The organism is Lactococcus formosensis (assembly GCF_018403745.1).
In the GTDB taxonomy this organism is placed as follows: domain Bacteria; phylum Bacillota; class Bacilli; order Lactobacillales; family Streptococcaceae; genus Lactococcus; species Lactococcus formosensis.
In genome coordinates, this window is record NZ_BOVP01000004.1 from 254,683 (window position 1) to 280,591 (window position 25,909).

Below are 25,909 nucleotides of genomic sequence, written 5' to 3' on the forward strand. Positions count from 1 at the left end.
TTTATAAAACAGCTGGATCGTTTTTGTTTAACAATACCACGGACTTTACAACAGACCTAGACGTCCTGAAATCATGCAACAACTAGGGCTGGATATTAAAAAACCTGTCTTACGACAAGCCTCTTAAATTATCAAGTTGTTGAGCAAATATTTCAGGAATGTCGACCTGAAACTCAAGCTGTTCACTTGTTGCTGGATGCTCAAAACCTAGGGTCTCGGCATGGAGAAATTGCCCTTTGTTTGGCGTTAAAGTTTTACTTGGGCCATAGAGAGGATCTCCAGCGATTGGGAAGCCAATATAAGCCATGTGTACCCGAATCTGATGTGTACGACCCGTTTCAAGTTCAAGAGCAACAAGGGTATACCCAGGGAAACGTTCCAAAACGGTAAAATGTGTTTTGGCTGGTTTTCCACCTGAAATCACAGCTTGTTTCTTACGCTCTTTAGGATTGCGACCAATCGGGGCTTCAATCGTACCTTTTTCATTTGGTAACTCGCCATGCACAAGTGCAATATAACGGCGTTTATTTGTTTTTGCTTTGAGCTGTGCCGCTAAAGACTCATGTGCAGCATCATTTTTGGCAATCATCAGTAAGCCGGAAGTATCCTTATCAATACGGTGGACAATTCCGGGGCGAATCACACCATTAATAGAAGAAAGATCTTTGGTGTGGTACATAATGGCGTTGACCAATGTACCTGAAGCATGTCCCGCACTCGGATGAACAACCATTCCTTGGGGCTTGTTAATTACTGCCACATCAGAATCTTCATAAACAATATCTAAAGGAATATCTTCAGCTTGGATATCAAGCACTTCAACTTCTGGTAATTCGTAGGCGATAGCTTCCCCTGCTTTTACTTTATATTTTGCTTTTTTTACTTGCCCGTCTACCGTGACTTTCCCATCACGAATCAGCTCTGTCAATACTGAACGTGAAGCATCACTCAGGTTTGCTAAAGCCTTGTCTAAACGAAGCCCTGCATTTGGCTCGTCAATAATTACTACTGTCATTTATTCTACCTCTTTGTCTAAAATAATCGCGATAAAGAGTACTACAAAACCTATTGAAAGCAGTATATCAGCGATATTAAATATTGGAAAATTGATGAAATCCGTCTGGAACATGTCCACCACAAAAGATTGGCGCACCCGGTCAATAAAGTTCCCCAGCGCTCCTGAAATAATCAAGGTCAGTGCGATAAAGTACCAGTTTTGATTTATTTTTTTATTAAGGAAATAAAGGGCGCCTATAATCACGATCGGTGTCAAGATGAGGAAAAACCATTGTTTTCCTTCCAGCATCGACCAAGCTGCGCCTTCGTTTCGAAGATGAGTTAGGCTGAGGATACCAGGAATAAATTCCTTTTCTCCTCCCAATGGAATATTAGCAACAGTCCAACCTTTCAACAGCTGATCTGCAAGAATACCGAGAAGTATTAAGCCAAGGGAGATTATTTTTTTCATACTCTTTATTATACTATATAGAGCCAATAAAAGATAATAGAAGTTCACATAGGAAGAAAATTGAGAAAAAGTCCACAAAAAAATAACACTTTAGCTCAAGAAAGGCTACTTGGCCAAAAGTGTTATTTCCTCCTATACGTTTCAACTTGCAAAATATTTTTGAATCATATTTTCGTATATTTTGATAAAGTCTAAAAAGCTATCTATACGAACATACTCGTCAACAGCATGCGCTGTAGCATTTCCGGGTCCACAAACCACAATATCAAGATTAGGATTAGCTCTTACAAACTGTGAGGCGTCCGTTCCACCAGATACACCAACTTGTGGTGCTTTCTGCTGCAGATGTTCTTCCAAAACTTTGGAAGTCACTTTTACTATTTTTGAGTCTGTACTACTTTTGACAGGGGCAACATTTTCGGTGACCTCTAAAGATAACTCTACTGTTTGCTCATAATTACATTCGTCAATTAGCGCTTGAATATCTGCAATCAATTTTTCATTAGACAATGCGGGAATGGTACGGATTTTTACACCCATACTCGCGTTGGCCGGAACAGTATTGATCTGTTCACCACCATTAATCAAAGTCACGACTGGAATAGTTGAACCTAAAAGATCATCTTCTTCTGTAAGCTTATCAAAATATGCTTTTTGTTTATCATAAAACTTAAGTAAACCTTCGATGGCATTTCGTCCCAGCTCTGGCATTGAGCTATGTGCAGCCTTGCCTTTGGCATGTACCTTATAGTTGACAGAACCTTTATGACCAATAAAGATGAGACGCATCTCTCCGTCGAACTTCGGAATATCGAGCGGAAAAGTATCTTTCATTTGTTGCAATGTGGCGAAGTCTCCACCTGTTGGCTCACAGACAACTAAAGCTTCCATATCATCGGCATAACCAAGTTCTGCAAGCTGACCTGCTCCAAGTTCACCTTTTTCTTCACCCACAGTAGCAAGTAAGCGCACTGTCCCATTCAGAGGAACACCACTTTCTTTGAGATTAATCATAGCTACAACGGCTGCAACAAGGCCAGACTTCATATCTGTAGTGCCCCGTCCGTACATTTTTCCCTCTTCGGTTACAGTCGCACTTAAAGGGGGATATGTCCACTTGCTCTCATCTCCTAAAGACACTGTATCTTCATGTCCATCAAAACCTATCACTGGACCATTTCCGTTTCCAATCTCGGCAACCAGACTGGCGCGTCCTTCGCTGTAAGGAATTATTTTAGATGTAATATCATGCTCTTGAAGTAATTCACGCAAATAGTTCGCCACTTCTTCTTCGTTGCCATTGACTGAGTTGATTTGGACCACATCTTGTAATATTTTTATAGCATCTAAAGCCATTTTAATACCTCTCAAAGTCTTTTTTAGTACTTCTAGCTTATCACTATAGGAAAAGATATTGGGGTAAAAAACGGCAGATGGGAAGCCACAAAAAAAGACGAATATTACTCGTCATTTTTGGTAATTAAGATATGTAGATAGTCCTCAATATCCTCTATTTCCCGTCGTGTGAGGAAAGGATGAACAATAAATAACTGCACTGGCTTTTTCAAGTTGCCGTGCTCTCCCATAGCGCTTGTCGAAATAACGATGTCTATATTTTGTTCTTGATCCGTTAGATTAGTGATTATTTTTAAATTATAGAGATGGCCAAATTGGTTTAAAATTTGTCGGATTAATAATTTTTCAAGCATCTCGGACAAATCAGTATCAATGAAGAGTGTGATTTCTTTTTCCTGAAACTGGACGGGCATAAAGAAAGATAAAGCCAGTATATACTCGCCAATCAAATATTCTTCATTTAAAAAGAGAGTGAGTCCACTTTCTTGATAGAGCTTAGCTAGGAGCTTTTTCAAAGACTGGCGCATGACTGGGAAAAAGTAAGACGAAACGTTAATTGCATGGTGCCCAGACTCTGAGAAAATGATGTTTGAAAAAAGATCCGCATGCAAATGACAGGGATAAATATATCGCAAGAACAATCTTCTTTTCTCTTCAGAGAGCTTACCTGTTTGTACTTCCATTTTTTGCACCAAACGTTCTGTAGCTTCAAAGGCGGGGGTCCCTTCAAGGACACTCCAAAAATCTGGTGCCTTATGCTCAAGACTATTGTAAATTTTACTCTTAGTCATGGCTTCAATCAGTAAAAAATCCACTTCGTGTTTGGGAAAACCATAATTTTTATAAAATAAAGCATAAATATCTGTCTTCTCATCAATCCATTCACAAATCGAACGGTATTTCTCCCAGCCTTCTTCTAAGTTAACTGAAAAACCACGTTGATATCTGCTGAAATTTATGGCGAACATATAGGCAATCTGATAAGCTGTAAACTGATTCATCTGTAAGTCGATCTCCAAACTTATTTGCGAAATCAAGTTAAGGATTTTTTCTTTATTAACCCCTGAGAAGGGCCATTCATCACCTCGGTAAAGGCGCCAAAAGAGAATATTTAACAGTCCTCTTACTTGTTGTTCATCCCCTTGAAAAAGATATTGTTTTTTTCTCGTTACAACCTTCACACCCAGATTGGCCATCATTTGATTGGCACTTGCGATGCGCTTTTTAATCAGAGATTCGCTGACAAAGTTTTCCATAGCCAGACGTGCTAGATTTGCATCTTTATTTAAGGCAATCGAAAAGAGAATTTTATAAATAATGATATTTTCGATAAGTTTCTGGCGAAATTTACGATAATCACGCGCATCCTTAATTTCTAAAAGATTTCCGCGCCCTTTTAATACTTTGAGATTGAGATTGTCAGAGTCGAAAGATCTTATCTCATGAAGTAAGCTGTTGATCAAGCTGGTTGTACGTTTTGTACTGATATTCAAGGTTTTTGCCATTTCTTCGGCATCAATCCAGTCTCCCTTCTCTTTCATAAGTTCCAAAAGTTTGAGCTCCAAACTCACACTATCTTCTATCGCTGTTATTTTCATTATAAATATCCCTTACTTTTTTGAATACCCTATCTCCTTATTATAACTCTAAATTTGTGAACATTACAGTTTTTAATCACGTAGATAACGCGGGATGAACTTTCGCATTTCGACTTCGTTATATCCTACCAACATCTTATTTTTACCAATGATAATGGGGGTAATCAAACATTCTGGATGTTCAGTGACGAAAGAAAGGGCTTCTTTAAATGTTAGTTTATTAAGCCCAATCAAAGCTTTCAAGGTCTTCTTTGAAGATGTTCGTGATTTTTTAGTAATTTCTGCAAAACCACCTTCCGATAGAGATAAAATTTCCAACAACTCTGTTTCCGATATTTTTTCAATACGGACATATTTTGCTTCTATCCCATAGTTCTGAAACCATGAATTTGCTTTTTGACTGGCGGTACAAGGTTTGCGGTAGTATACTCTAATCAAGGCTTCACCTACAATTCTTTCCGTTTCATGTATAGACAACTCTTCTATTTTATAATATTTAAAGCTATGAATTAGTCACTTTACTGGGAATGGTAACCCTCTTTTTGTGACCAACAAAAAAAGGAGAGCACCTGCTCTCCTTTCAAATATAAATAGTAAACTGTGTCACCTCAGGAATAACTCCAAAACGCGCGTGGATCGATGTAGTTCCTATCCCTGTATTGACATACAATTGTGTAATAGCATCAAGGCGGTATAAGCCCCGTGTATACTTCTCAGCCAGAACATTTTTTATCGGATAGAAGGGAAGCCAGACCTGACCGCCGTGACTGTGACCTGCTAAAACCAGCTGTGTATCTGTACCGATAAAAGCATCCGCAACATCCGGTTCATGTGTCATTGTAATGGCGTAATCATAGTTTTGACGGTAAGCAAGCGTATCGGATACCGAAGGATTTCCTAAAAGAGAATCGTCGAGTCCACCTAAGAAAACTTGGCGACCATCGCTCAATGTTAAAGTTTCTCCCTGATTTCTTAGCACGACAAATCCACCCGCCGACATAACATCTTCATAAACGCGGACAGCACCGCCACCATAATCATGATTGCCCCAAACGGCATACTTCCCAATATTTGCCTTAAAAGCTTTTAATTTTTCAATCATTGGCGCCATCTGTTCTGGATACTTGGAGTAATTATCAAACAAATCACCTGTAAACAAGAGGATATCAGGATTTTGGGCATTAACCTTCTCAATCACCTTATCTAAACGATTGGTCTCAAAGTACTCAGAAACCTGCAAATCAGAGATTTGGACAACATTTAGTGGTGTCCGCTCATTTTTCTTTCCCAGCTCGACATGATTGACATGCACAAGGAAGGGCTCAACTTTCCAAGCATAGAAAGGCAGAGCAACGATAAGCAATATAAATACGCTTATGATAGATAAGAGAATACGCTTCGTTTTCTTTTTAGTTTTTTTACTTGTTCTTGGAGGTGTTTTTGTTTTTGGGTTTTGCATAGTGTTTTATTATAGCATAAAAGAGCGTTACGTTTGTAGACACTCTTTTATATTTTTTTATTTAAATATTAATAATTGATATACTACTCCCAAACAACTTCCCGACTATTATCAACTGCCGTTATCCAAGTTTGACCTGCCTTGAGCGGGATTTTGTTTCCTTGACCGTCGGTGAAGCTGATATTTGTTTGTGCATTTGGTTTGGCCCAATTTCCTTCTTGGACTTTGCCGTTTTGGAAAATATACGCCTTGCCTGTGCCAGTCGTTTCGATATCCATGTGATTACCGTCCGCGGATAGTTTTTGATTGACCATGATTGCAATGACTACATCTGGTGAAATTTGACCCTTTTCTCGGTCTTGATGTGCTTCGCCCCCTTGGAAACGTTGGTAGGTCTTGCTGGCTGTATCATAATGATAGCTGACTTCAAAAATACCGGTAGAGACTGGAAGTCTGATAGCTTGAGCATCTGACAGGTCACTTTCTGTTGTATCTGACTTGAGTGCTTGTCTGTCCCAGCTTTGGAAATCAGATTTTTTCTTATCTAGTTTCGCCATATATTTGTCCAAACCGCTCATTTTCGTATACATATTATGTGGTGCTACACGGTCCTCAGAACGCCAGAAAATACCCTCAGGTGCTTTAAATTGATCTAAGTCTGCGACATAATCACCCGACTTAACCATGTCTAAGGCTAACTCTGAGCCACCCACGTGAGCTAAGCCAGCATCAAAACCTGCTGCCCACTCCACAAAGTAAGGACGAATAGAACGCACAGGGCCAATCAAATCAGGCTGTGCTTCCTGATAAAGGGCGACAAAGCGTGTAATTCCTCCCTCAGCGACAGCTTCAAAAACCACTCCTGCATCTTTAAGGCCGGATTGCGGTCGCGCTTCTGGTGAATTTTCCACCATCACGGCAGTTATCGGGCGTTTTGCCTTAGCAGCAGTTGTTTCAAGGCCTGTAAGTTCTGAGCGTACAGGACCTGATTTTTCCTCTTGTTTTACTTCTTCTTTTGCTGTTTTTGGAGCAAAGACCTTCGTCTGCCAAAGGAAGAGCCCAACTGCACCAACTAAAAGGGCGATGATGATAGCGATTACTTTTTTCTTCATAGTTTTATTATATCAGAAAAGTCCTTTCTTTCACCATTTTAGTCTTCTAAGTAAGTTAAAAGCCTCATCAAAACGTAACTTTTTTCAATAGAAATTCACTTCATATATTTTTCGCACTCGCCTCAATCTCCGTAATCAAGCTCTCATCTGTAAGACTAGTGACTTCACGGATGACTGCGTTAAGCCCTTTTTCTTTTAATGCTTCTTGCAAAGCCACAGCTTCTTTATCGTTTTCGTCTTTGTAGGCAAATATTTTCCCCACAACTGCCAAATGGCTTTGATAAGATAAACCGCGGTCAGAAAGTTCACGGATTGGGCGGATAAAGCGTTCATCGTAGCCTAGCTTACGCATCGGAGTACGTGCTACACGACTTATCTCATCCACTATCTCTGTGTTTGAGAAGCGCTCAATAATCGTTTCATGATAAGCTTTCAACTCTTCCTCAGTAAAGTCCCATTTGGCTAAGAGCAACTGGCGTGTTTCAGCTTGGACGTCTTTAAGTGAGGCCAATACTTCATTATTTTGCAAGGCTTCTAAAATAGTTTGGTAACCATAATATGCGCCTGTATAAGCCACTGTCGCATGACCACTGTTAACAGAGAAGAGTTTACGTTCAATATAAGGTTCCAAATCTCTGGCATAATGAACACCTTCAAGTTTTACTTCACTGTTCTTCAGTTGACTTTCATCCACAACCCATTCACGGAAGGGTTCAACGACAACATAGAGCGGATCTTCATTCGATTGATTGGGCACGATACGGTCGACTGCCGCATTGGGAAAGCCAATCTTCAAATCTACAAATTCTAAATCAGCTGGAGTTAAGTATTCTTTGACCTTATCAAAAAGAAATTCAGAACCCCCAATCATGTTCTCACAGGCAAGGATGTCTAATCGTTTTTGATTTCCTTGGGCTTTACGCTTTTGAATGCCTTTGGCAATCAGTTCCGCAATAAAAGGAAGTATGTTGGGTCCAATTGCTGTAGTAACGATATCGGCCTCTGCGATAGCCTCAACAACTGCTTCAGGGTTCTGCGCATTGTTAATGCCCGAAACGCTATGGACTTGAATTTTTTCATGCGATTGCTCTGCCAGCTCAATCGTATATTTTCCTTCCTCATTTAAAGCGTTGATGATTTTTTCATTAACATCGACAAAGGCAATTTCAAAACCGTTCTTATATAAGATTTCTCCGATAAAACCACGTCCGATATTCCCTGCGCCAAAATGTACTGCTTTTTTCATTTGTATTTACCTTCATTTCTTCTTTTTACTCCTTCATTGTAATCGTTTTCTTTCCGCTACTAAATAAAAATCTTGGCACTTTTTACTGTGCCAAGATTTTTGAGATTATCTAGTTTTCAAAGTATGCTGCGATTTCATCAACAGTTTGTGCATCTGCGATTTTAACGACATTATCGACATCAGCGCAGAAAAGCGAGATTTTTTGGATAAGCTCCAAATGCTCGTCTCCCACACCTGCTATTCCAAATAAAACAGTCGCCACTTTGCGTTCTTCAGCATCACCAAAGTTTATGCCCCGAGGGACTTGCACAATACATATGCCGGTTTTTTTAACTTCTTTTTTTGCTTCATCTGTGCCGTGAGGGATGGCGATAAAATTCCCCATATATACAGAAAGTTCCTCGTTGCGTTGAACCATAGCTGGAATATACGCTGCGGTCACACAGCCTGCATCATGAAGCAAGGAACCACAATATTCAATCGCTTCTTCTTTTGTTTCAAAATGTTTATTTAGTTTTATCAGATTTCTTTGAATTCTCATTTTATTCTCCATATTTTTGGATTGATTCAGTCATAATCGTTTTTAAGAGCTCTTCGACAACTTCTTGATTACCGGAATCATAAATTTTCGTATACAGTTTATTTTCGATGATTGAGCTCGATATTCTTCCCAAAAGATATGTCGCATAATGGTCAACTTCTGGAGGTGCTAATAACAAGAGAACACGATTAACGCTTATTTTCTCTTGGTTCATGGCAATTACTTCTATGCGCTCCTCTAGATCATATATTTTGAAAAGCGGATACGGCACTGTTCCATGGAGACCATGAAGCAGTGCAATATTTGTATCCGGAATGGCCAAATGTGTCGCCTCGAAACGTTCTAACAAGAGCCGAGCCAATCCTTCTTTTTCTGAAAAACCCAAGCGCTGTACAATCAGTTCAATAACAGCTTGCAAATGGGGTGGATTTTCTAAAGTTTCCAGAGAAAATTGCTCCAGTAAAGTATTACTGATAGTGAATAATCTACTTAAATCGACCGTATGTCTGGGCTCATCTTCTCTGTTTTCTTTCCTTGCCTCTTGTTGAATCACCCGCAATTGGTGACGAATATCATCTGTATTTTTCTGATCCAATATACGGCTCACATAGATATAATCCAGCTCTTTTTCTGTTGTGAATACTACATCATAGTGCGCCAAATCCGGAATTTCAGACAATTGGATAATATCGATACGCTTCAAAAAAGGGAAATTTTTCTTTAAGTGACTGATCAAAAATTCACAAGAGATTCGCCCCCGACTTGTCACAATAGCCGCTGTTAAGGGAAGAACCAAATCACTTCGTTCAAGAGTCGCTACGAAATGCAAAGTTACAAAAGCTATATCTGTGCTGGAGAATTTCCGTGAAAATACTTTCGGCAGAACATCCTGCACCACTTTAAAAACTTTTTTGTTGTCCGCTTCAATCTTTTTGATAAACTTATTTTCTTTTTCGGAGGAAAGATCCGGTAAAATTTCTGTTTCTTTTAGATGAGCATAAAGAAGGCCATAGAGTTTATCGTCTTTGATAAAAGCAATATCCATTTTTTGTGAAACCTCACTGATCAGTTGGCGTACTTTATACGAAAACTGACTGTCAAATTTTTCCATAAAAAGTACTTCACGTCCAAAACCAAAGTAAAGTACATCATAAATACTGGCTAGATAAACAATCTCTGCGAGACTAAAAGATGTCCCCCCTAGCTCTTGGATAATTTCCCTTACAAAGGCAATTGCTTCTTTACTTGGTTTACGCCAAAGTCCAGATGAAATTGTCTTTCCTTGGTTAATCCTTAGCAGTGTTATGCCAAGAAAAAATTGCATCAAAACCTTACTTTTATCGACCGCTTTTATCTCGACATTTTTTTCAAAGATTGCTTTTGCTGTCTCTAAAAACTGTGTTTCCAAAAATGAAGCTATTTTTCCTTCCGCAAAATCGCCATTCAATGCTTCACTGATACTCATCGAGTCATTTAATATCGAAACCAAGACCGAACGAATTTTTTCTTCTTTTCCAGTAATCCAAATTTCGTCATCTTGATGTAAAAAGAGTTCATTTTCTTCACAAATTTTATCTAAATGTTTCAAATCCGAAATAACAGTGGGCAAACTTACTGCAAAACGTTCTGCTAATTCTTCAAGAGAATGATGCTTCGTGACTAAAAGAACAATCTCAGCTTTTTGTCTTTCTTGAGGCGAAAACTCCTTGAGCTCCTGAAGTTGCTCTAACCGGGCAAGATCTCCTTCTAAATAATAGCCTTCTGTTGAAGTACGTAAATAAATACCCATATTAGGCAAAGTCAGTTGAAATTTATCTAAATCTCGATAGATTGTTCTTCTGCTGGCTCCAGTCGCTTCCATCATATCTGCAACGGTCAGGGTTTCCTTCACTAAAAATTCTTGGATGATTTGTTGTTCACGTTGTGTTACTAACACGAGGTTTCCCCCTTTACTTTTGATTTATAACTTGTTCAAACGTGCGACAAGTTGGTCATATCTTGGTGTTGTAATCAGACTTTCAACCTCGAGATATTGAGCATTAGGCGCAACTCTTTTAGCACGATGTGTAAACTCTTCTGTAGTTACAATCATGATGTTTGCTGCATTGAAAGCTGCTAAACCTAAAAACTCTACATCTGAAATCGGAAGCTGAATGCCATTCATCTTAAAGATAGCCCCTAATGTTTCTTTACCCATCGTTGCGGAACCGATATGCTCACCATCATGAGCAAAGACAACCTCATCAATTTGATTCAAATCTATTTCTTCTTCTACTATTGGACTGTTCGTTAAGGTTACAGGTTCACTTTTAGATGGCTCTGAAGCCTGTGTTTGAGACAATTGGGAAATAATCTCATCGTATTTTGGTGAATTTAAAAAGTTGGAAACAGAATATCGAATTGCATCTGGTGACATTGTCGCCGCACGAGCAGCTAATTCTTCTTGTGTGACAACGATAGTATCTGGCCCTGCTTTAAGATTAGCAATAGCAATATTTGTAACGTCTTGTGGCAGACCAGCTTTATTAACTTTATTTCTAAGAATTGATGCGCCCATCGCAGATGAACCCATACCCGCATCACAAGCAAAAATGACATGTTTAACCGCTGAAAAATCAACTGCTTCGTGAGATGGAGCAACTTGCCCTTTGGCAACAGCCTTTGCTTCCGAAACATTGGCTTGTGCTTCTTCAAGTGCTGAGTCATCAACCATTGACTTGTCACGTTTCAAAATGAAGGACGCAACAAGGAAGGAAACACCGGCAGCAACAAGAATACCGGCCCAAACACTAAGAATATTTCCCAATCCTCCTGCAGCTTTACCAGAAGCCATCCCTGTGATGGCAATAATTGAACCTGGAGATGCTGGTGCTTGAAGACCTGCCCCCAAGAAATTGTTTGTCAAAGTACCTGATACACCACCAGCAATTACTGCGAAAAACAGAGCTGGTTTCATCATCACGTATGGGAAATAAATTTCGTGAATACCACCAATAAATTGAATAATTATCGCACCTGGTGCTGTAGCTTTTGCTGAACCTTTACCAAAGAGCCAAAAGGCAATCAAAATACCAAGACCTGGTCCAGGGTTTGCTTCGAGTAAAAACAACAGTGACTTTCCTTGTTCACTGGCTTGCTGGATACCCAAAGGCGTCAAAATACCTTGGTTAATGGCATTATTTAAAAATAGAATTTTAGCAGGCTCAATAAAGACATTTGCTAAAGGGATAAGGTGGTTGGAAACAAGGAAATCAACCCCTTGACCCATAATATCTGTTAAAGCTGCAACTAATGGACCAACTACTTTTATGGCAAATAATGAAATTCCGAAACCGACAAGACCGGCAGAAAAGTTGTTAATCAACATCTCAAGTCCTGCTTTGATATGAGGTTGCACGACCTGGTCAAATTTTTTAATCAGCCAAGCTCCAAGAGGACCTAAAATCATAGCCCCTAAAATCATCGGAACATTGCCGTTTTCATTAAGCCCACCCATCGTAGTTGTTGCTGTGGCAACAATCGAACCAAATGTGGCAATTGCACCAACAACACCTCCGCGGTGATCATAGATATTTTTACCGCCCGTATAACCTATCATGACTGGAATAAGAAAGACCAGCATTGGGCCAACCATGGCAGCAAAAGTACTGTTTGGTGTGAAACCGTCTGGGATAAAGAACATCGTGAGAACACCCCAAGCAATTAAGATTGGAATGTTAGGCATAACCATATTTGAGAGTGCTGTTCCAAGTTTCTGAACACGCACTTTAAGACTAGTTTTTTCTTTCATTACAACTCCTTATGAGATAATTAATATTGTATACTTAGATTGTAAACGCTTTCGCTTGTGTTTCATAAAAAAACCTTGACACTTTTTATTGTGTCAGGGTTTTTTATTGTGTGTTTTATTTTTTGAGGATAAAGATAAAGCAAACTTCTCTGTCTATTTCTTTTAATAAAGTGAGAGTATATCTTCTCCAAGAGTTATTCCTGAATTTCATTTTGTAGTAAATCAAAAGTAGGCGCTTCCAAAGCAAGTATAGCACATGTATTAGATTATTTCCATTTTCTTTCACTTTTATTAATAAGAGTGTTTGTACTCCAAATTATCGCTCACTCTCTTTTGAGTAACGCTTCGTTTATCAAAAAAAAAACAAGAAGTCCAACGACTTCTTCTTTTTATTCAACCGTCTGCAACATATATTCCAACCAGTCTCCTGAAATAACAGGTACTAACTGATCATTAGTATTAAGACTTGCATTTGGATTATAGTGATAATAGTAAACTTCTTCTGTTTGGTCGTTACTGAGAGAGGCTGTGGTACTTCGACGAATGTATTCGCTGCTTTCTGGACTTTCTGGGTTAAAATTTTCCATACCATCAAGTGTTCGAATACTTTTTGAGAAGTCATAAAAGGTAAAAACTTCTCCTATTATTTCTGAATCACCGTCAAAGATTGCGGGATAACCCTTATTTTCAATATGAAAGAGATTGCCCTTAATTTTTGCTGGCGTACTTTCCAGAACCTCACCTTTTAAATATTTTTCATAGTTAAACATGTCTGTACGTAAGCTACCGTATACAAAAACTTTCCTTAACATATTTCCCCACCAATAACACGTAAATCTTCGGAATAGCGCGTGCATGCTTCTAAGGCAACTTCAATCCCTTTAACAATCTCGTCCAATGACATATAAGGTGTATCTTTTTTATCAATGACTTGTGATGTAGCATAAGGAATATGAATGAAACCAGCTTTAACTTCGGGATATTTTTTCTCTAAGAGGTAACGCACACCATAAAAAACATGGTTGCATACAAAGGTACCGGCTGTGTTAGACAAGGTTCCAGGAATGCCAGCTTTATTTAATTCGCTAACAATCGCTTTAACTGGTAATGTAGAGAAATATGCTGGAGCGCCATCTTCTTTTACGGGCTCATCGACAGGCTGATTGCCTTCATTATCTGGAATTCTGAAATCATCCACATTAATGGCGACACGTTCTGGCGTAATCGCGAAGCGTCCACCAGCTTGGCCAATATTTACAACCACATCTGGATGATGTTTTTCAATAGCTTCTTCAATTTTTTCGAGTGATTTATAACGCACAGTCGGAATAATCAACTTAATAATCTCAGCACCGTTGATTTCTGATGCAACACGTTTCACAGCTTCTTCAGCTGGATTGAGTGCTTCACCACCAAATGGATCAAAACCTGTTAACAAAATTTTCATAATAGAATAATCTCCTTTTTAAAATGCGATAAAGTACATTACGAGAATGTGAAGAACGATGAGCGTAAGTGAAACTGGTGCTTGTACCTTGATCACTTTATTCTCATCTTTCATCTCAAGCAAGGCAGCAGGCACGATATTAAAGTTGGCTGCCATTGGCGTCAGTAAAGTACCACAATATCCTGCAGTCAGTGCTAATGCCCCAGCAATTACGGGATTTGCTCCTTGGGCAAGGACAAACGGAATCCCAATACCCGCTGTGATGACAGAGAAAGCCGCAAAAGCATTCCCCATAATCATCGTGAAAATTACCATGCCAAGAACATAAGCTACTACGCCGAGCAAGCGGTTATCCGCAGGGACAATACCTGTAATCCCTTGGGAGATAACTTCACCAACACCTGCGGTTGTAAAGAGTGCACCTAAGGCAACCAACAATTGTGGTAAAATCGCAACCGGCCCCATCGAATCAAAGAGGCGTGCGCCATCCTCCACAGATTCTGTCACTTTTGCTTTTGTCATTATCAATGCAAACACTAAGGCAACAACCGAAGCTACACCGATAGCAAAGAGCGAAGCATTGGTAAATTTACCTAAAGCCATCGCAATGCCAACAGCTACAAATGCCAGAATAAAGGAAGGAATAAAGATTTTATTCTTCAAGACTTTAGACTGTTTTTCGCCAAAGTTGTCGTCCAAAGCTTTATATTTCCCAAAGGTCACTTGCTTAGTTAGTGTAAGCAAGCTGCTTAAAACAATAAAGAGTCCTACAAGCCAGGCTGGGATAAGTGCACCAAAAATAAATGGTATAGCAATTAAAATCCAAAAAAGAGCCGTTCCGAAACGTTTGCTTCCTTGTATTGTAGTTAAAGCTTTATAGGCCATATAAATCATGAGTAAACCCATAAGGACATAAAAAATATTTAATGAAACGTCAATAAAAGCTTGCATGGTTTATTTTACCTCTTTCTTTCCAAATTTTCGAAGAAGTTTTCTGTCATACAGTACAAACTGGATAGCTGTCACTAGAAAGGCAAGGACAGCCATGATAATACTGGCAACTGCTACGTCTACGGCTGAAACATCATAGTTAAAACTTGACATGGTTGAAGTGATCAAGAGAACGCCAGCGCTCCCTGCAAAGAGATTTTGCCCAAAGAAGTTACCATAGTTTTCTGCTGCGGCAGAAATCGCCTTAATATCATCGTCTTCAGACTCCACATCACCAAATTTACTCACTGCGGCAGCTTTAGCCATCGGCTGAATGAGTGGTCGAACAAACTGTGGATGCCCACTAATACGAATAGACATTGCGCCTGCAATAAAACGAATAAAAACATAAACAAGGGCAATACGACCTGTTGTAAGTGACTGGATACGGCCAATAAGATCTACTGCACGTTGGCGAAGTCCATTACGTTCCAAAACACCGATAACTGGAAGAGTCAAAACAAAAAGCGAAACCATACGGTTATCGACAAAAGATTGACCTAAAATAGTTAGGATCTCCTGAATGCTCAAACCTGCAACCAGACCTGTAGAAATCCCAGCGACAACAACAACAAATAAGGTCTCTATCTTGAAAACAAAACCAATCAAGACAATCAAGACACCTATGAGTTTAATCATAAAATAATTCCTCCTAGAATATATATCAGACAATTATACACTATTTGTCTATTATGCACAATTTATAATTGGATGATATTTTATGTTATTGTCTAAACAAATAGAGATAGCTCCTAGCTATCTCTATTTGTATTATTCCCTGATACTTATTCTACCAGTATTTCTCAGTTTTAAAAAATATCAATCGTAACTTCAATATTACCTTTTGTCGCACGAGAATAAGGACAAGTTTCATGGGCCATTTCTAACAATTCTTTTGCTTCCTCAAAGCTTACTCCGTCTATATGTCCTACGATATCAACACCTAAAACAACGTCAGGTACTGCGCCTTGACTTAAGTTATAGAGAGATACAGTTACTTCTATAGTTGATTCTCCATCAACATTTCTTGATTTTTTGACATAGTCTAAAGCACTGTTAAAACAAGCACTATACCCCGCTGCGAATAACTGCTCTGGATTTGTCGCATCCACAGCTTTACTTCCTGGCGCTGCGATGTTTAATTTAAAGCTATTATCGGGAGAGTGGACTTCACCATTACGCCCACCTGTATTTATCATTTTTGTTGAAAATATTTTTTGCATTACCTTACCTCTTTTTATTTTTGATTGTGCACAATTTAATTTTACTAAATATAATTGAATTTGACAAATATATGAAATCAGTTATAATAAAAATAATTGGGAGGACACCATGAGTAATTCGATTTTAAACAAGGAGCTTTGCTTTCAACTATACATTGCTTCTAAAGAAATTATAAAACAGTACAAGCCATATTTAAAAAAGTATGACTTAACATATACAAGCTTTATTGCTCTGCTAGCATTAGAAGATGACATGACCGTGAATGAGTTGGGGGAAGAATTATACTTAGATTCTGGTACCTTAAGTCCTTTATTAAAGAAACTGGAACAAAAAGGATATCTTGTTCGAAAACGTTCGCATTCGGATGAGCGTATTGTCAAACTATTTTTAAGTGAAGATGGAAAAAAACTCAAAAAAATGCTTCCTGCTATTTCCCTACAAGTTGGACAAGAACTTGCCGAACAATCTGATGAAATTAATTATAATAGTTTGATTATGCAACTCTCTCAACTTAATAACATCATGAAAAATATGAAACGAGAACCATAACACTCTTATTTTTCAAACTAAAAAAGAAGGTAGACCCTTCTTTTTTTAATGGTTTAATTTACGTAACTCAGCTACAAGTAATTCAGCTACTTTTTGGGGAGATTGAGGATTTTGTCCAGTAATTATTCGCCCATCTCTAATAGCATACTCTTTGAAAGCTTCGGCTTTTTTGTATTGCGCTCCACGTTGTTTTAACTCGGTTTCGGTTAAGAACGGAACAGCAGTTGTTGTTCCATTAAGCTCTTCTTCTTCGTTTGTAAATCCGGTAATGACTTTATCTTTTATAAGGTATTGCCCCTCTTCATCTTTCAAGTTCAAAAGACCGGCTGCACCATGACAAACAGACGTTATAAATCCACCTTCATCATAAATTGCTTCAGCGACTTTCATCAACACTTTATCTTCGGGATAATCCCACAGTACACCATGGCCACCTGTAAAATATATAGCACCATAATCCTGAGGATTTAAATCCGTTATTTTTTTCGTGTTGGAAAGAGCAGCTTCCCTAAAACTTCTTTCTGTATACCATTTCCAATCGATTTCGTTCGCATATTTAAAACTTTCAGGATCAAGGGGAACATAGCCACCTTTTGGACTTGCAAAGTCAACTTCATAACCTGCAGAGATTATTTCATCATAAAAATGAGTCGTCTCGCCCAACCAGAGCCCTGTAGCTCTATTTGTCTTATCATATTTGGGCGTATTTGTTTCTATGATTAATATTTTTTTCGTCATTTTTGTCTTTCCTTTCCAGTTTGGGCTCACTTATACCTTCTTATAAAGCTTAGAAATTTTTATAAAGACTATTGTTCAGTATTGAATTACTTTATCTATTTAGAAGAAAATAATACTAAGTAAAGTTAAGATGGCTAAACCACCTTGTTTAAAAATAATGAAGCGGTCGCTCGTGAGGCTCCCATACAGCGCAACTAAAATAATATATACCAAGAAGACACTCAATAATTCAATGCGTGCGGTAGAAACAAACAGTGCATAAAGTATCCCTATACCAATCAAGCCATTGTATACGCCTTGATTTTTAAACAGTACTTGGACGTTTTTGTTTTGTAAATCCTCGCTGGCCATTTTGAACACTCTAGCTGTTGCATCAGAAGTCGTTTTTACCGTTTCTAAATAGGTAATATAAAAGAATTCTATGGCGACCAAGGCTCCTAAAATAGTTGTTATGACTGACATAAGCTTATTTTACCCCCTTCTCTACAATTTGCAATTCCGGCTTTTTAACACTATAGTTACTGATATTTTGCGCGAAAGCTAGCAGCAAAGGATTGGTGTTGTGTTTTTCGATTGTTTCTAAGGAAGCCCAGTTTTCAATCATCACAAACTCATTTGTTGAAAGCACTGCTTCGTATAAATCATAAGCTAAACATCCTTCTTCTTGTTTGGAAGTAGCGATTAATTCCTTTATATCTTTTAAAAATTCTTCTCTTTTTTCATCTTTGATAAAAAATTTAGCATTAACAATAATCAAATGTCCATCCTCTTTCTGTGACTTTTATTCTTTTTCACAATAATTGACTAATCAATCATTGACTGGTCAATAATACTCTATTTTCTAATTTATTTCAAGAATATTGACTTAAACCCTCTACTCAAAGTTACTAACGCATCTCTTTTTTACAATAAAATGTTCCTTAAGTTTCGCTTATGTATCGTTTAACTAATTTTTAAGTAAATAAGCATACAATTTGTTTTATTAATTTAGACAAAGGAGAATCTCATTTGGATTTTATTAGACGTGCCTGGCTTTTTACTAAAGCCAAACTATCACGAACCCTTCTACTTATTGTGGCCTTTTCAACTATACTTATTTTTGTTCTTTCGGGTTTGGTTATTCATACAGCTTCTAACCGTTCCATCGAAAATGCGAAGAAGAGTGCCGGAGCGACTGTTACACTCTCCATTAATCGTTCTGCAATGATGGAAAATTTTTCTAAGAACGATTCAACAGGGAAAACGAACAAGTCTGATATGCCTGACATTACTCAAGCAGATGCTGAAAAAATAGCGAAACTTTCTGGAGTAAAATCTTACTCGTATACAAAACAAGCTACAGCAAATGCCGAAAGCAATATCGAAGCAATCAGTCAATCTGACACCTCAGAAAATAATGATAAACAAGGAGCTGTCTTTATGGCAGGGCCGGAAATGAGTGGAAGTACTCCCGGTGATTTCAAAATCGTTGGTACAAACGACTTGCTCGCCTCTTCAGAGTTTTCGGGTGGGACAAATAAAATAACCTCTGGACGCGCGATTCAGTCCTCTGATGAAGGAACGAATAATGTTGTCATTGAAGAGAGCTTGGCTAAACAGAACAACCTCAAAGTAAACTCAACATTTACCCTCAAAGATAGTAATGATAAAACTTACAAAATGACTGTTGTAGGACTTTACAAATCAGGTTCAACAGAAAATGATTTGGCCGCAGACTTTAGCTTTATGAACCCAGCCAATCAGATATACACTGCTTTGAGTGTGCCAAACCAAATCGATGGTAAAACAGGAACGCTTGGAAGTGCAATCTTTAATCTGGAAAACCCAGAAGATTCAGAGAAGTTTGTCAAAGAAGCTACCAAGCTTATTGATACAGATAAATTTGAAGTACAGTCAAATGATGCTATTTACCAACAAATGCTACAACCTCTGAACAATATCAGCAGTTTTTCTAAAAATATTGTTATCCTTGTGACACTTGCAGGTGCCATCATCCTTGCGCTTATCGTAATGCTCATGGTGCGAGAACGCCGCTTTGAAATTGGTGTCTTGATGAGCTTAGGCGAGTCAAAAGGAAAAATTGTGATGCAATTCTTTACTGAACTATTTATGATAATGGTCGTTTCTATCGGTATAGCCTCAGCTACTGGTAACTTTGTGGGCAATGCCGTCGGCCAACAGTTACTTAACCAAGAAACTCAAACCAGTCAAACCAATCAACCTACGCAAATAAATGGTACTCAAAGACAAGAAGATGGACCTCAGCCAGAAAAAGAAAGTCCTAATGCTCAACCTGGCGGAATGCGTACGTCGATTGGGATGGGACAAAATAATGAACAGCTCAAGGCCATAAATGAGCTCGAAATTAAAACAAATCCTCAACAAATCGCGATTTTAACAGCTCTTGCACTCTTGATTACACTTGTGGCCGTTGGTTTAGCAGCAATTGGAATTTTACGCTTAAACCCTAAACAAGTGCTGACAAATTAAAGAAGGAGGACATTATGACAGTATTAAACATTGAAAATTTGACTTACTACTATAACCATCCTGAAGATTACCTCTTTCAAGATGTCACAGAAACTTTTGAAGCAGGAATTATGTACAGTATTCTCGGCCAATCTGGAAGTGGAAAAACAACACTACTCTCTCTTCTAGCAGGTTTAGATATGCCCAAGTCTGGACAGATTAAACTTAATGGAGACGAGATAAAAGCAAATCAGCTCACCAATTATCGTAAGAACATCGTTTCTACCATTTTTCAATCTTATAATTTATTAACCTATATGTCAGCTTTTGAAAATGTAAAAACAGCGCTCAGGATCTCAAAAGTCTCCTTTGACGATGAGAAGCAGTCAATTATTGATAGCTTGGAAAAAGTTGGTTTGACAGAGGACTTAATATACAAGCCTGTAAGTAAACTTTCAGGAGGACAGCAGCAACGTGTGGCTATCGCACGCGCCCTTGTTTTAAATCATGATATCATCATTGCGGATGAGCCTACAGGAAATCTTGATGAAAATACGACGCGCCAAATTGTCGAGCTTTTCAAAAAAATAGCGCATGAAGATCATAAACTTGTAATTATCGTGACTCATGAAACAGAGGTAGCTCAAAACTCTGATGTTGTCTACCAACTCAAGAATAAAAAATTTACCAAGTTAGATGCTTTTTGAAAGAAGACAGACAAAAAAGACTAGCCCGAGAGCTAGTCTTTTTTCTTATTTCATTTTACCTTTTTATTAAGTATTTTTTTACCCCCAACAAGGAAAGGGCGACGAGAATGCTTACTCCTAAGACATAAAGGTATGGTTTTGCATTTTCACCTGTCAGCGGAAGTTGTTTTCTAGATTGATGCGACCTAGTAGTATCTTGAGTTTTCTTAGTACTCAGTGATGCTGCGCTCTTCTCTATTTTTATGCTAGCATTAGTATCTTCCTGTTTTTTTGCTACTTCTTCATTTTTCGGTTCTTCATTTTCATTTGACACTACTGGAACTTTTTCCCAACTGGTATAGAGGACCTTATCACCTTGTTCTTGCGCTGATATGGCTTCTATTTTTTTACCTTTTTGATCTGTCCAGCCCGTAAAAGTATAGCCTTGCTTCGTTGCTTGTTCAAAATGGCTTACTCCTCGTCCATAAATATAAGAATCTGGATTTTGCCGCGAATTTTCTCCACCATTTAAAACATAGTTTATTTTATAAGTATTTGCTTTCCAATTAGCATGGAGTGTTTTGTCGCCTTGTGCATCGGTAGGAATATTGGTTATACTGTTACCATCTCCATCTGTCCAACCTGTGAAAGTGTAACCTTCGCGTTGTGGTGCTTCAAAACGACTTATTCCTTGACCATAACTATATGTCAAAGGATTCGCAGGATGGTTTGTTCCACCATTGAGGACATAAGCAATATTAAAGCTTAAACTCTCAGATTTGAAAGTTAAAACAGCAGGTTCAGTGTAAATGGGTTCATTATTTATTGAATCTAGCGGTGTAATTTTTAAGCGATATAAACTACCTTCATTTGAAATATCGGAAGTAAAGTCGAGTGTTTTACGAATTGTTTTATCACCCGTTGAGTTCGTCAGGCTTTCAGATATATCATTAAAGGACAATCCTTTATCTTTACTTACTTGCCATATCATATCGACTGTTATTTTCTGCGGTGAAGATAGATTTACCTCAGATTCAAAATGAGCAAGATCTCCTGGGATTAAATCAAGCTGATCATCAGGATTAGTCCCTGTTACCTGTCCATCATATTCGTATTGCACTAAGGCGGGGACATTAAAGTTGAAAGCATGCCATTTATTCGGATCACCATCATAAGCTCTTTCTTGATATAAGGTGAAAGGGATATTTTGCGTAAGATTAGGGGCAAGCGCAGCGACATCTCCCACTAAAAACACCGGTCTTGTTTCAAGCAATGTGAGGTCATTTTTTAGCGTACTTAATGGCATAAAACTCGTGTAAGGTCCTGCCATGTAGATTTTAATCCCCACACTGCCATTCAATGCTTGGCTCGTCTCAACACTAGTTGCCGTATTGTCTATCAGTGGGTTAGGAAGAGTCCAAGCTTGGAGAGCTTCATTCCAGTTATAAGAGCCAGCTGCAGCTGTAGATCCACCAGAATTCGTAATAGTAAAAGTAGGAGAATCCATGTATGGAATCACCTTTACTAGTCGGTAATCACTGTTAGGCAATTTCGTAAATGTAAGTGTTCCTTGATAACGGTCGCCATCAATCGTACTTGTACCTGGTGAGGGGATATTAAATGAAGCTTTAAACAAGCTATTGGCAGCTCCGACCCAAGGAATGTGGGTTTTGTAGTCAAAAGCATAAGTTTTATCTGCAGTGGTGACTGCTCCACTATTTGCTGCGAGTACCCGCACAGGTAGTATATTTAAAAGCGCAAATAATGTTAACATAGCAGATAACACCATAATCCTTCTCAAAGACAACGCTTTGTGTAACATTTGATATTTTTTCATTTTTCTTCTCCTTCTATTTATAGATAACACTACAAGGACTACTTTTCCTTTCTATAATTGTCCTTTATTTTTTACTATCCTTTATATCATTATATTATAATAAGAAATAAATTAAATCAATTTCTTTTTCGATGTAATTGTCTACACAATAAATTTAGACTGCCATAAATGTGCTACTAAGCACCGTCATCCATTGTATGCCAGATTTAATTTGTAAGAAAAAGTTCAAGAAATCGAACTCATATTTGCTATATTTTCTCTTTTAGAGGCTTGAAAAATAAAATTTAAATGAAAAAAGTTACTGGATAGATTGCGCCAGTAACTGTTATTTTTAACTATGAATATGGTGAGACATACATCCTTTACGATAAGTCTATCCTTTTATTTTCTCAAAATTATGTTTAAAAATGCCCCGAAGCTCTAAAGCATTTATTTCTGATAGTATCTTTAAAGACCTACTAACAAGTTTTGTTCCCATATTTTTATCTTCAAATTTATAAATCCAACATCCCTTTACAAAAATAGAAGATATTCTTACATAGGTATCAAAAACAAGTGCTAATTTATCTAATTCCTTTATTAACTTCTCTGAAAATTTCTTTTGCTCTCTTCTAATCATGGAGAGAATGGTACGGATTATTAATCTTATTAATAAATTTCTAAATTCCGTGATTTCTTTTAAATACTGACTGTTTTGTGATAGAATTCTTTCAATCAGATGGTAAACTAAGTCAGGATTAATTTCTTCTAGTGTGTTCACTAAGATATACATTTCATAACTATGCCAAACTTGATAAGACTTAAGCTTGTTTTCTATATACTTTATTTCATCAGTTGAAAGCTTTGTATAACAAGCTTTTGCTGAGAGAGCGATGACTTGGTTTTCTTCCATATCATATTTTACATTTTTCATGTATATAGCCTGAAGCTTTTTTAGGTCATTGCTAAAATAAGCTTTCTCAATTTCCTTAAATTGAGATAACCAATAATCCTCCTCATCATTATTAATCATCAGCATATAAGAACGAAAAGTGGTGTGCATCTCTTGTAAGGCAAGGTCTAATTTATCTAAAGAAATCATTGATTTACCATTTTCAAAATAGGACAATGTTGATTTTGATAAACCAACCCGTTCAAAATCGCTTAAAAGTAAGTGGTGCTGCAAGCGTAATTTTTTAAAAACTTCTCCATATTTTTTATAAATCATGGTCATTCCTCCTAAACAGCATATTTTAAAAAATGTACACTCTCGCGAACATCCAATAATATCTCTTGACTAGCATTAAATATGCTCGACTTCTTCCCCTTCTTTTCACTTTCATTTTATCATAACAAATCTTATATTTACTAAAAAATTCACTTAATTTTATTGAAATAAATTCTTTTAGTATCATTCTTCTTCATGATTTATCTCCAGAACGATTATATTTTTATCCAAAAAATAAAGACAGCCTCACAGACTATCTTTTACTTATTTGTGATATAAAGTAGCTTATTTACCTTTATTCCTCATCCATAGACAAAACAGAAAGGAAAGCTTCTTGTGGTACTTCTACTGAACCGATGGATTTCATTCGTTTCTTACCTGCTTTTTGTTTTTCCAAAAGTTTACGTTTCCGAGACACGTCACCACCGTAACATTTAGCCAAGACATTTTTACGCAAGGCTTTGATGTCGCTACGTGCTACGATTTTTTGACCAATAGTGGCTTGGATTGGCACTTCAAATTGTTGACGAGGAATAAGTTTTTTGAGTTTTTCAACGATAACTTTACCACGTTCATAAGCAAAATCTTTATGCACGATAAAGCTAAGCGCATCGACTTTTTCCGAGTTCAAGAGAATATCCATCTTCACGAGGCGTGATGGGCGGTAATCTGAGATTTCATAGTCAAAACTTGCATAGCCGCGTGTCGAAGATTTGAGCTTATCAAAGAAGTCAAAGACAATTTCACTCAACGGGATATGATAAATAACATTGACACGGTTAGCATCGAGATAATCCATCGTTACAAATTCACCACGTTTGCGTTGAGCGAGCTCCATAACGGCTCCGACAAACTCGTTAGGCACCATGATCTGTGCTTTGACAAATGGTTCTTCAATACTTTCAATACGCGTTGGATCAGGGAATTCACTTGGATTTGCCACTTCCATTGTTTCACCATCAGTCGTGTTGACATGGTAAATTACAGATGGTGCGGTCATGATTAGGTCTAAGTTAAATTCGCGTTCCAAGCGCTCTTGGATAACATCCATGTGCAAAAGACCTAAGAACCCACAACGGAAACCAAACCCAAGCGCTTGTGATGTTTCTGGCTCAAACTGCAAGCTGGCGTCATTCAGTTGTAGGCGTTCTAGGGCTTCACGAAGGTCATTATAACGGTTAGAATCAATCGGGTAAAGTCCACAGAAGACCATTGGATTCATTTTTTTATAACCCGCAAGTGCTTCTTCAGCAGGGCGATTGGCTAAAGTGATTGTATCACCGACGCGTGTATCCGCAACTGTTTTAATTGCAGCTGCCAAGTAACCAACATCACCCGCCATGAGGAAGTCACGTGCTACTGCTTTAGGCGTGAAAATCCCAACCTCTGTCACGACAAATTCTTTACCATTTGACATCAGTTGAATGGTATCACCTACCTTCACAGAACCGTCAACTACACGGATTTGCAAGATAACACCACGATAAGCATCATAAACTGAGTCGAAAATCAGAGCCTTGAGTGGTGCTTCAACATCACCTTGAGGTGCTGGGACCTTCTCCACGACTTGTTCCAAAATTTCTTCAATACCGATACCTGCTTTAGCAGAGGCTAAAACAGCTTCTGACGCGTCTAAACCGATGACATCTTCAACCTCAGTACGCACTCGTTCTGGATCTGCCGCAGGCAAGTCAATTTTATTAATGACGGGTAAAATTTCCAAGTCATTATCTAAAGCCAAATAGACATTGGCCAAAGTTTGGGCTTCAATCCCTTGAGCTGCATCGACGACAAGAATAGCACCTTCACAGGCAGCTAAAGAACGGGAAACTTCATAGGTAAAATCGACGTGTCCAGGCGTATCAATCAAATGGAAAATATAGGTTTCTCCATCTTTAGCCGTGTATTCTAACTCAATAGCATTAAGCTTAATTGTAATCCCACGTTCACGCTCCAAATCCATGCTGTCCAAAAGCTGAGCTTGCATCTCACGTTTTGAAACCGTTTCTGTCAGTTCAAGGATACGGTCAGCCAGCGTTGATTTCCCGTGGTCAATATGCGCAATGATCGAAAAGTTACGGATTTTCTCCTTGCGCGCGTTCATTTCTTGTATATTCATCATTATTTCCTTAATAAAAAGTCTATTAGCTCTATTATAACATAAAGTTACTTCCTCAAAATAAAGAAATATA

Annotated in this window: 25 protein-coding genes; 3 read left to right on the forward strand and 22 right to left on the reverse strand. The window is 38.0% G+C overall.

Features of this window, described 5'->3' with window-relative positions:
• Positions 1–109: 109 nt before the first annotated feature.
• The 16 genes from KJS37_RS06565 to KJS37_RS06640 form a co-directional block, all read right to left on the reverse strand.
• Positions 110–1,015, reverse strand: coding sequence for an RluA family pseudouridine synthase (locus tag KJS37_RS06565; RefSeq protein ID WP_213496489.1), 906 nt, complete (start codon positions 1,013–1,015; stop codon positions 110–112).
• On the reverse strand, positions 1,016–1,468 hold the full coding sequence (gene lspA, locus KJS37_RS06570; RefSeq protein ID WP_096368334.1) for a signal peptidase II: 453 nt from the start codon (positions 1,466–1,468) through the stop codon (positions 1,016–1,018).
• A gap of 141 nt (positions 1,469–1,609) precedes the next feature.
• Complete coding sequence (locus KJS37_RS06575) at positions 1,610–2,824, reverse strand: ArgE/DapE family deacylase (RefSeq protein WP_213496491.1); 1,215 nt, start codon at positions 2,822–2,824, stop codon at positions 1,610–1,612.
• 104 nt (positions 2,825–2,928) lie between these two features.
• The gene (locus KJS37_RS06580) at positions 2,929–4,422 is read right to left on the reverse strand and encodes a helix-turn-helix domain-containing protein (RefSeq protein ID WP_017370229.1); all 1,494 of its coding nucleotides are present in this window, start codon (positions 4,420–4,422) and stop codon (positions 2,929–2,931) included.
• 72 nt (positions 4,423–4,494) lie between these two features.
• Positions 4,495–4,899 (reverse strand): ArsC/Spx/MgsR family protein, encoded by a 405-nt coding sequence (locus KJS37_RS06585; RefSeq protein WP_017370230.1) that lies wholly within the window; start codon positions 4,897–4,899, stop codon positions 4,495–4,497.
• A 103-nt stretch (positions 4,900–5,002) separates the two neighbouring features.
• Positions 5,003–5,881, reverse strand: a complete 879-nt coding sequence (locus KJS37_RS06590; RefSeq protein WP_213496493.1) for a metallophosphoesterase — start codon at positions 5,879–5,881, stop codon at positions 5,003–5,005.
• 83 nt (positions 5,882–5,964) lie between these two features.
• The gene (locus KJS37_RS06595; RefSeq protein WP_213496495.1) at positions 5,965–6,993 is read right to left on the reverse strand and encodes a DUF3048 domain-containing protein; all 1,029 of its coding nucleotides are present in this window, start codon (positions 6,991–6,993) and stop codon (positions 5,965–5,967) included.
• Positions 6,994–7,093: 100 nt separating this feature from the next.
• Entirely contained in the window at positions 7,094–8,239 is a 1,146-nt protein-coding gene (locus KJS37_RS06600) for a mannitol-1-phosphate 5-dehydrogenase (protein WP_213496497.1), read from the reverse strand.
• 109 nt (positions 8,240–8,348) lie between these two features.
• On the reverse strand, positions 8,349–8,780 hold the full coding sequence (locus tag KJS37_RS06605; protein ID WP_017370234.1) for a PTS mannitol transporter subunit IIA: 432 nt from the start codon (positions 8,778–8,780) through the stop codon (positions 8,349–8,351).
• A gap of 1 nt (position 8,781) precedes the next feature.
• Positions 8,782–10,716 carry a BglG family transcription antiterminator gene (locus KJS37_RS06610; protein ID WP_213432420.1) on the reverse strand — a complete coding sequence of 645 codons (1,935 nt, stop codon included), beginning with the start codon at positions 10,714–10,716 and terminating at the stop codon, positions 8,782–8,784.
• 24 nt (positions 10,717–10,740) lie between these two features.
• Positions 10,741–12,570, reverse strand: coding sequence for a PTS mannitol transporter subunit IIBC (locus KJS37_RS06615; protein WP_213496499.1), 1,830 nt, complete (start codon positions 12,568–12,570; stop codon positions 10,741–10,743).
• A gap of 389 nt (positions 12,571–12,959) precedes the next feature.
• Positions 12,960–13,382 carry a gamma-glutamylcyclotransferase family protein gene (locus tag KJS37_RS06620; RefSeq protein ID WP_213496501.1) on the reverse strand — a complete coding sequence of 141 codons (423 nt, stop codon included), beginning with the start codon at positions 13,380–13,382 and terminating at the stop codon, positions 12,960–12,962.
• Positions 13,376–14,017, reverse strand: coding sequence for a pyroglutamyl-peptidase I (gene pcp, locus KJS37_RS06625; RefSeq protein WP_165716732.1), 642 nt, complete (start codon positions 14,015–14,017; stop codon positions 13,376–13,378). Before pcp ends, KJS37_RS06620 begins: the two co-directional genes overlap by 7 nt.
• A gap of 18 nt (positions 14,018–14,035) precedes the next feature.
• Positions 14,036–14,968 (reverse strand): DUF979 domain-containing protein, encoded by a 933-nt coding sequence (locus KJS37_RS06630; RefSeq protein WP_017370239.1) that lies wholly within the window; start codon positions 14,966–14,968, stop codon positions 14,036–14,038.
• A 3-nt stretch (positions 14,969–14,971) separates the two neighbouring features.
• Positions 14,972–15,646, reverse strand: coding sequence for a DUF969 domain-containing protein (locus KJS37_RS06635; protein ID WP_017370240.1), 675 nt, complete (start codon positions 15,644–15,646; stop codon positions 14,972–14,974).
• A 170-nt stretch (positions 15,647–15,816) separates the two neighbouring features.
• Positions 15,817–16,230, reverse strand: coding sequence for an Ohr family peroxiredoxin (locus tag KJS37_RS06640; protein WP_017370241.1), 414 nt, complete (start codon positions 16,228–16,230; stop codon positions 15,817–15,819).
• A gap of 109 nt (positions 16,231–16,339) precedes the next feature.
• Here KJS37_RS06640 and KJS37_RS06645 point away from each other — a divergent pair, with 109 nt between their 5' ends.
• Positions 16,340–16,780, forward strand: coding sequence for a MarR family winged helix-turn-helix transcriptional regulator (locus KJS37_RS06645; RefSeq protein WP_213496503.1), 441 nt, complete (start codon positions 16,340–16,342; stop codon positions 16,778–16,780).
• Between the two features lie 45 nt (positions 16,781–16,825).
• Here the strand turns inward: KJS37_RS06645 and KJS37_RS06650 are convergent, their stop codons facing one another.
• The 3 genes from KJS37_RS06650 to KJS37_RS06660 all read right to left on the reverse strand — a co-directional run bounded on the left by KJS37_RS06650 (position 16,826) and on the right by KJS37_RS06660 (position 18,275).
• The gene (locus KJS37_RS06650) at positions 16,826–17,518 is read right to left on the reverse strand and encodes a type 1 glutamine amidotransferase domain-containing protein (protein WP_017370243.1); all 693 of its coding nucleotides are present in this window, start codon (positions 17,516–17,518) and stop codon (positions 16,826–16,828) included.
• A 99-nt stretch (positions 17,519–17,617) separates the two neighbouring features.
• Complete coding sequence (locus KJS37_RS06655) at positions 17,618–17,980, reverse strand: DUF1304 domain-containing protein (RefSeq protein ID WP_213496505.1); 363 nt, start codon at positions 17,978–17,980, stop codon at positions 17,618–17,620.
• 4 nt (positions 17,981–17,984) lie between these two features.
• Positions 17,985–18,275: a putative quinol monooxygenase gene (locus tag KJS37_RS06660; protein ID WP_017370245.1), complete on the reverse strand. Its 291-nt coding sequence runs from the start codon at positions 18,273–18,275 to the stop codon at positions 17,985–17,987.
• A gap of 251 nt (positions 18,276–18,526) precedes the next feature.
• Here KJS37_RS06660 and KJS37_RS06665 point away from each other — a divergent pair, with 251 nt between their 5' ends.
• A complete protein-coding gene (locus KJS37_RS06665) occupies positions 18,527–20,008 on the forward strand; it encodes an ABC transporter permease (RefSeq protein WP_213496508.1) in 1,482 nt (493 codons plus the stop codon).
• A gap of 14 nt (positions 20,009–20,022) precedes the next feature.
• The gene (locus tag KJS37_RS06670; RefSeq protein ID WP_213432412.1) at positions 20,023–20,694 is read left to right on the forward strand and encodes an ABC transporter ATP-binding protein; all 672 of its coding nucleotides are present in this window, start codon (positions 20,023–20,025) and stop codon (positions 20,692–20,694) included.
• 55 nt (positions 20,695–20,749) lie between these two features.
• Here the strand turns inward: KJS37_RS06670 and KJS37_RS06675 are convergent, their stop codons facing one another.
• The 3 genes from KJS37_RS06675 to lepA form a co-directional block, all read right to left on the reverse strand.
• Positions 20,750–22,510, reverse strand: coding sequence for an InlB B-repeat-containing protein (locus KJS37_RS06675; protein ID WP_213496510.1), 1,761 nt, complete (start codon positions 22,508–22,510; stop codon positions 20,750–20,752).
• A gap of 373 nt (positions 22,511–22,883) precedes the next feature.
• Positions 22,884–23,717 (reverse strand): Rgg/GadR/MutR family transcriptional regulator, encoded by an 834-nt coding sequence (locus KJS37_RS06680; protein WP_017370249.1) that lies wholly within the window; start codon positions 23,715–23,717, stop codon positions 22,884–22,886.
• A gap of 295 nt (positions 23,718–24,012) precedes the next feature.
• Positions 24,013–25,836 carry a translation elongation factor 4 gene (lepA, locus tag KJS37_RS06685; protein ID WP_017370250.1) on the reverse strand — a complete coding sequence of 608 codons (1,824 nt, stop codon included), beginning with the start codon at positions 25,834–25,836 and terminating at the stop codon, positions 24,013–24,015.
• Between the last annotated feature and the right edge of the window lie 73 nt (positions 25,837–25,909).